At 70.0% G+C, this 7,339-nt stretch carries 6 protein-coding genes; 3 read left to right on the plus strand and 3 right to left on the minus strand.

The features are described 5' to 3' along the window. Positions 1-59 precede the first annotated feature (59 nt). Complete coding sequence (locus IEY55_RS17480; protein WP_189059222.1) at positions 60-788, minus strand: amino acid ABC transporter ATP-binding protein; 729 nt, start codon at positions 786-788, stop codon at positions 60-62. A gap of 246 nt (positions 789-1,034) precedes the next feature. Here IEY55_RS17480 and IEY55_RS17485 point away from each other — a divergent pair, with 246 nt between their 5' ends. Continuing rightward, a complete protein-coding gene (locus IEY55_RS17485; protein WP_189059148.1) occupies positions 1,035-1,697 on the plus strand; it encodes a response regulator transcription factor in 663 nt (220 codons plus the stop codon). Positions 1,698-1,747: 50 nt separating this feature from the next. Next, the gene (locus IEY55_RS17490; protein ID WP_189059150.1) at positions 1,748-3,178 is read left to right on the plus strand and encodes a sensor histidine kinase; all 1,431 of its coding nucleotides are present in this window, start codon (positions 1,748-1,750) and stop codon (positions 3,176-3,178) included. Here IEY55_RS17490 and IEY55_RS17495 read toward each other — a convergent pair. Together IEY55_RS17495 and IEY55_RS17500 are read right to left on the minus strand one after the other, a co-directional pair. Continuing rightward, on the minus strand, positions 3,169-4,491 hold the full coding sequence (locus tag IEY55_RS17495; protein WP_229686477.1) for a HAMP domain-containing sensor histidine kinase: 1,323 nt from the start codon (positions 4,489-4,491) through the stop codon (positions 3,169-3,171). The genes IEY55_RS17490 and IEY55_RS17495 overlap by 10 nt on opposite strands. A gap of 35 nt (positions 4,492-4,526) precedes the next feature. Then, on the minus strand, positions 4,527-5,198 hold the full coding sequence (locus IEY55_RS17500) for a response regulator transcription factor (protein WP_189059151.1): 672 nt from the start codon (positions 5,196-5,198) through the stop codon (positions 4,527-4,529). A gap of 99 nt (positions 5,199-5,297) precedes the next feature. Between IEY55_RS17500 and IEY55_RS17505 the strand changes: the two genes are divergently transcribed. Next, positions 5,298-7,262, plus strand: a complete 1,965-nt coding sequence (locus tag IEY55_RS17505; RefSeq protein ID WP_189059153.1) for a glycoside hydrolase — start codon at positions 5,298-5,300, stop codon at positions 7,260-7,262. Positions 7,263-7,339 lie beyond the last annotated feature (77 nt).

Genomic DNA, 7,339 nt, shown 5'->3' on the forward strand with positions numbered 1-7,339 from the left:
GCGCTGTTCCCTCCGATCGTCGGGCGGCGGGGCGAGGGCCCCGGTCGCCGATGGTTGCGTCAGTGGGTGAGGATCTTGCCCAGGAAGTCCTTGGCGCGCTCGGACCTGGGGGCGTCGAAGAACTCCCCAGGCGCGGTGTCCTCGACGATCTCCCCTTCGGACATGAAGACCACGCGGTCGGCGGCCCGGCGGGCGAAGCCCATCTCGTGGGTGACCACGAGCATGGTCATGCCGTCGGCGGCCAGCGTGGTCATCACGTCGAGCACCTCCTGGACCATCTCGGGGTCCAGTGCCGAGGTCGGCTCGTCGAACAACATCACCTTCGGTCGCATCGCCAGCGCGCGGGCGATCGCGGCCCGCTGCTGCTGCCCGCCGGACAGCTGCGCGGGGTACTTCTCGGCCTGGTTGGCGATTCCCACCCGTTCCAGCAGTTCCAGCGCCCTACGCCGGGCCTCCGCCTTGTTGGCCTTGCGCACCTTGACCGGGGCGAGCATGACGTTCTCGGCGATCGTCTTGTGCGCGAAGAGGTTGAACTGCTGGAAGACCATCCCGACGTCGGCGCGCAGCCGGGCAAGGGCCTTTCCTTCGGCCGGCAGTGGCTGGCCGTCGACCTCGATCACGCCGGAGTCCACCGGTTCCAGGCGGTTGATGGTCCGGCACAGTGTCGACTTGCCGGACCCGGACGGACCGAGCACCACGACCACCTGGCCCCTGGGCACCTCCAGGTGGATGTCCTTCAGCACGTGCAGCGGGCCGAAGAACTTGTCCACCCCCGTCATCCGGATCATGGGGGTGTCCGCGGCGGTTGCGGTCATCGAGGTCCTCCCTGCGCGGGCGGCGACGTCGTCGGGTGAAATGACGCGGGGACGTTAGGTGGCCTCGGCCACAGCAGTCCAGGCGACTTGAGAAAGACTTAGGGTCTCAACTCTGTCACGGGTGAGCCGTCGTGCCGCCGGTCCGGCCGACCGGCCGGGGGCTCACCGCGCTGGTGGGACGGTAGTCGATCACGCGGTGCGTGGGGAGGGACTCGTCAGGTGCGGGTGCTGTTGGTCGAGGACGACCACCGGGTGGCCGAGGCGCTGCAGCCGGCGCTGGCCAGGCAGGGCATGTCGGTGCGCTGGGTGGGCTCGGGCCGCGCGGCGTTGGCCAACCTCGCCGAGATCGACGTCGTGCTGCTCGACCTGGGGCTGCCCGACCTGGACGGGCTGGAGGTGTGCCGGCGGATCCGGGCGATGAGCGACGTCCCGGTCATCGTGGTGTCGGCGCGTGGCGAGGTGGACGACCGCATCCTGGGCCTGCACTCGGGCGCGGACGACTACCTGGTGAAGCCCTACGACGTGGGCGAGCTGGTCGCCCGGGTGCACGCGGTGAACCGCCGCCGCCGCGCGGCCGAGGGCGAGCCGGCCGGCCCGGTGGAGGTCGACGACGTCGCGATCGACCTGGAGCGGCACCAGGTGACGGTGGCCGGCGAGCCGGTCTCGCTGGCGCGCAAGGAGTTCCAGGTGCTGGCCATGCTCGCCGCGGCGCGGGGCGCGGTGTGCAGTCGGGAGCGGATCGTGGCCGAGGTGTGGGGCAAGTCCTGGCCGGGAGCCAACCGCACGCTGGATGTCCACGTCGCGACGTTGCGTACGAAGCTGGGCAGACCCAACCTGGTCCAGACCGTGCGCGGGGTCGGCTACCGCCTGGATCTGGACTAGCGGGGCCGAAGAGACCGGGCCGTCACGGCGCAGGAGGCGGGAGGCAGGCGGTGCGCAGCCGGCTGTTGGCGATCGTGTTGACGATGCTCGCGTTGGTGTTGCTCGGCTTCGGCGTGCCGTTGGCGACCCGGATCGCCGACGCGGCCCAGCAGGAGCTCTTCCTGGACCGGCAGGGCGACACCCTGCGGTTCGCCTCCATCGCGCAGCAACCGTTGGTGGGCAGCGAGCCGACCGAGGTGGACGCGTTGGCCGCCGAGCTGCGCCGCTACCACGAGTTGTTCGGTGTCGCGGCCGCGGTGGTGGATGCCGACGGTCGGCTCGTGGTGGCCTCCCCGGAGAACCTGGACCTGTCCGAGAAGGGGGTGCGGGAGCGGATCGCGGTGGCGCTGGCGGGCCGTCCCTCGGAGCCGTACGAGCTGCTGATGCCGTGGGACCACCGGCCGATCGTGGTGGCCGAGCCGGTGGTGCTCGAAGGTCGGCCCAGCGGCGCGGCCGTCACCCTCTCGCCCACCGACCACCTGCGTGGACGGGTGTTGGTGACGTGGCTGGTGTTGACGGCCCTCGGGCTGCTGGTGTTGGCCGCGGGAGCGATGTTGTTCGCCGTGCCCGTGGTGCGCTGGTTGTTGCGTCCGGTCCAGCGGCTGGACGCGGCCACCCACCGGGTGGCCGACGGAGTGGCCCGGGGACGACGGGCCGAACCGGTGGGCGCGGCGTCGGGACCGGCCGAGCTGCGTCGCCTCACCGAGTCCTTCGACCGAATGGCCGCCGCGGTCACCGACACCATGTCCGCCCAGCAGGCGTTCGTCGCCGACGCCTCCCACCAGCTGCGGAACCCGCTCACCGCGTTGCGCCTGCGGCTGTACAACCTGGACGGACACGTGGACACCACGGCGCAGCCGCAGTACGAGGGCGCGTTGGAGGAGGTCGACCGGCTCACCACGGTGTTGGACGATTTGCTGGCGTTGGCGCGCGCGGAGTCCGGGGCCCGGGAGCCGGAGACGTTCGACGTGGACGCGATTGTCGCCGACCGCTCGGAGTCGTGGCAGACCCTGGCCGAGGAGCGCGGGGTCCGGTTCCGTCGTGCGGGGGAGCAGGGGCTGACGGTGTTCGCTCCCCCCGGTGTGCTGTCCACGGTGTTGGATGCGGTGCTGGACAACGCGTTGAAGTTCACCCGCGAGGGCACCGAGGTGGTGGTGGGAACGCACCGCGTGGGCGAGATGGTCGAGGTGTCGGTGCGTGACCACGGGCCGGGGCTGCCGGAGGAGGAGCTGGCGCGGGCCACGGACCGCTTCTGGCGGTCGCCGGCGCACCAGAACGTTCCCGGTTCCGGGTTGGGCCTGGCTATCGTCCGCACCCTGCTGGAACGTGCCGGTGGTGGACTACGGCTGGAACGGCCGGTGGCCGACGATCCCGGGGCACCGGAGGGCCTGCGCGTGGTGCTTTGCCTGCCCGCTGCCGACACGCCACACGATCACCAGTGAAACCGGAGACGAACCACGGTGCCCCCACCCTCGGCCGGCTCGGCCCGCACGACGGCGCGGTGCGCCTCGGCGACCTGCGCGACGATCGCCAGCCCCAACCCTGATCCGGGCAGCCCCCGCGCCGACGTGGCCCGGTAGAACCGGTCGAACACGTGGGGCAGATCCTCCGCGGGGATCCCGGGCCCGTGGTCACGTACGCGCAGTTCTCGTCCGGACAACTCCCCCCGCACGATCCCTGCGGCAGGACTGAACTTCGCGGCGTTGTCCAGCAGGTTGCGCACCGCCCGGGTCAGTCGACGCGGCTGGCCGTCCACCACGGTGGGCTCCAACGCCGTCTCGAAGGTGACGGCCGGCCAGTGCCGCCGGGCACTTTCGACGCAGTGCTCGACGAGTTCGTCCAGCCGGACGTCGTCCACCGGCTCTGCCGGCGCCTGCGGGTCGTCGCCGCGGGCCAGGTCCACCAGATCGGCCACCAGATCCGCCAGTTCCCTCACCTGGGCCCGGAGCGCGCCCGTTACCTCCGCGCGTTGCTCCGGCGTGAGACGGTCCGCCCGGGCCAACAGGTCGATGTTGGTGCGGAGGCTGGTGAGCGGGGTACGCAGCTCGTGCGACGCATCGGCGACCAGCCGCCGCTGGGTCACCAGCGACCGGTCGCGCGCATCGAGTGCTTCCTGGAGTTCACCGAGCATCGTGTTGAAGCTGCCGGCGAGCCGGGCCAGCTCGTCGCGGCCACCGAGATCGATGCGGTGGCTGGGATCTCGCGTGGCCGCGACGCGCTCGGCGGTCGCGGTCAGGCGTGCTACGGGCGAAAGACCCGTGCGCGCCACCAGGTGTCCACCGAGCGCCGCCACCCCGACACCGACCAGCCCAGCCACCACCAGTCCGGTGCGGATCCGGTCGAGGCTGTCGTCCACGGTGTCCGCGCGTACGGCGACCTGGACCGCGCGCCCCTGGGACAACGGAGCGGTCAGCACACGGAGCCGGTATCCCTCGACATCGACGTCGCTGAAGTAGGCATCCCTCGAACCGGCGGCGACTTCCCTGGTCCCGGGCAGGATCGGTAGCCGCAGGCTGTCGTCACCACCGAGCACCTTCCCGTCGGCGGCCACCTTCTGTACGCATGCAGGTGCGGCCAGGACCAGGCACGGTCCCGAAGGTCCCCAGGAGTCCGGGTCCCGCTGCTCGATCCGTTTCACGCGGGTGACCTCACGGGACAGGCCGCGGTCGAGTTCGCGATCCAGCTGATGCGCGACAAGGAGATACGCCGCAACGGCCATGCCGGCCAACGACACCGACACAACCGCGGCGGCCACCAGAGCGATGCGGCCGCGAATCGACCAACGTCGCTTCACGGCCGGCCCAACCGGTATCCCACACCACGCACGGTGTGGATCAGCCGTTCCTCGCCGTTCGCCTCCAACTTGCGGCGCAGGTAGCGGATGTAAACCTCCAGCGAGTTGGAACCGGGGCCGAAGTCGGGTCCCCACACCCGCTCGATCAGCGTCTGCCTGGGCACCACCTGACCGGCGTTACGCAGGAGCACTTCCAGCAGTGCGAACTCCGTCCGGCTGAAGCTGACGGCCCGGCCACGGCGCCATCCCTGACGCGCCACGGTGTCGAGCGTGAGGTCGCCGTGGGTCAGCACGGCCGGATCCGCCGGGTAGGCCCGCCGCAGCAGCGCCCTGACCCGCGCCAGCATCTCGTCGAGGTCGAACGGTTTCACCAGGTAGTCGTCCGCACCCGCATCGAGGCCGTCGACCCGGTCGGCGACCGTGTCACGGGCGGTCAGGACGAGGATGGGGGTGCGGTCACCGATCGCACGGAGCTGGCGACACGCGGTGAGGCCGTCCAGATACGGCATGAGGACGTCGAGAACGACCACATCGGGTCGCCACGCCGCCACCTCGGTCAGTGCCCTGGCACCGTCGGTGGTGGTGCGCACCGTGTAGCCCTCGCTCTCCAGCGCCAGGCCCACCGCGTCCCGAACCGCCGGCTCGTCGTCCACCACCAACACCCGCATGACGTGGCGATGCTACTTGCCGCGCTGGTCAGTGCCGGGTCAACCGAGCACCGCCCCGGCTCTCATCTTTCTCTCATCCCCGCTCGAGACCGTGCGCCCATGGCACGCAGAACAGGATGGGCCAGCAAGACGGTGAGCGTGGTCACGGGCCTTGCCGTGAGCGCGGCACTCACGGCGGCTGCCGGACCGGCAGCCGCCGCTACCGGGGCGCAGCTGCACGGTGACGACGTGGTCGTACCCGTGACCGGTGGGTCCGCCACGGTACGTCCCACCACACTCGCCGTGACGGCGCGAACGAACGACGGTGCGGAGATGACACTGTCAGCTCCTGCCGACGGAGATCTCGGCCCCGCCACCTCCCCGCGGCGGGACGGCGGAAAGGTTCACTGGTCGTATCCCGCCAAGGGGTGGGATGTCACCGCAGCCACCGTGGACGGTCGCCTCGCCGTGACCATTCGTGCCGCAAAGGATGGCGCGCTGGCCTGGCCGGTCACCGGCACCGACCCGGCCACGACCACGGTCGCCTTCACCAGAGGCGAGGGCCGGTCGGTCCCGGTCGACGATCCGTTCTGGAACTCCGACCGCGCAGCCCTGGACGGTACCGAGTTCGACATGGTCGGCCAGCTCACCATGCCGTTCTGGGGACACCGGATCGGGGAGCGGGGTGTCAGCTACATCGTCCCGACGGACATCGGCACCTCACTCCGTTTCCTGTCCGATGACGGAAGGCTGCAAACCAGGGCGAAGCACGAGTTCACGTCGGACACCCGCGACTACACCGTGACCTTCGCCCTCACCGACTCCAGCCCGGTGGCCCCGGCAACGGACTACCGTCGCTACCTGTCGGCCCAGGGAGGCCTGAGCACGCTGCGCGACAAGATCCGGAAAAACCCCGAGGTCGGCAAGCTCCTCGGCGCGTTCCACGCCTACACCTGGGGAAAGGCGCGAGACCCGGAGGCAGTGCGTCAGCTCCGCGATTTCGGCATCAGCCGGATGTGGTTGGGCTACGACGCCGACGGCGCTCCGATGTCACCGGAAGCCGTTGCCGCTGCGAACAATGCCGGCTACCTGGTCGGCCCCTATGACACCTGGGCCAACGCCCAGGATCCGAAGAACGCGGACACCCTGGCGTCGGTCTGGCGCGACCCGCTGTGGCCCGAGGGTTGCGTCCGGGACAGCGACCATAACCCCGTCACCGGGTTCGGTGATCGAGGCTGCTACCTCAGCTCACAGGCACTGGCCCAGGCCGAGCCCACCCGACACAACCTCGCCGACCGGGTACGAACCATGACGGCCAACGGCGCCACCAGCTACTTCCTCGACGTCGATGCCGCCGGGGAGCTCTTCGACGACCACACGCCGACGCACCGCATGAGCAAGGCACAGGACCGCAAGAACCGACTGGACCGGATGCGTTGGCTGGCCGAGGACCGCAAGCTCGTGCTCGGTTCGGAAAGCGCCGGCGGCTGGGCCAACCCCGTGGTCTCCTACAGCCACGGCTCCGCCACGCCGGTCGACAACCGCTTCTGGGAACTCCAGCGCGACCGGAAGACCTGGGGTGGCTACTTCCCGAAGGACCGGCCGGGCTTCTTCTTCAAGCCGGTGTCCCTACCGGCCGATCTCGCCAAGACCATGTTCGACCCCACCTACCGGGTTCCGCTCTACCAGACCGTGTTGCACGACTCGGTCATCAGCCTCGACCGCTGGGAACTGTCCTACGGCAAGCTGCCGGACCAGGCGACAACGCGCACCTTGCTCGCCATGCTCTACAACACGCCACTCAACCTCGTGTTGGACGGCAAGGAAATCGAGGAACAGGGCAGCAGGATCGCCGAGCTCCAGCGGTTCTTCGCGCCGCTCCACGAAAAGGCCGGCACCGAGCCGATGACCGGGTTCCGTTGGGTCACCGCGGATCACCTGGTGCAGCAGACGACCTTCGGCGAAGGGACGCTCACCGTCACCGCCAACTTCGGGACTGATACCGTGCAGGGACTGCCTGGTGGCTGTGTGGACGCAACCATCAAGGGAGACAAGGAACCCCGTCGGTTGTGCCCGGGCCAGTGAAGGTGATGGTGTCCGGAGCCACGAGACAGACCGGTTGCCTGGCAGGCGAGAACGACTAGTTACCCCTCCACAGTGGC

It is taken from the genome of Longimycelium tulufanense (assembly GCF_014645795.1).
GTDB lineage: Bacteria > Actinomycetota > Actinomycetes > Mycobacteriales > Pseudonocardiaceae > Longimycelium > Longimycelium tulufanense.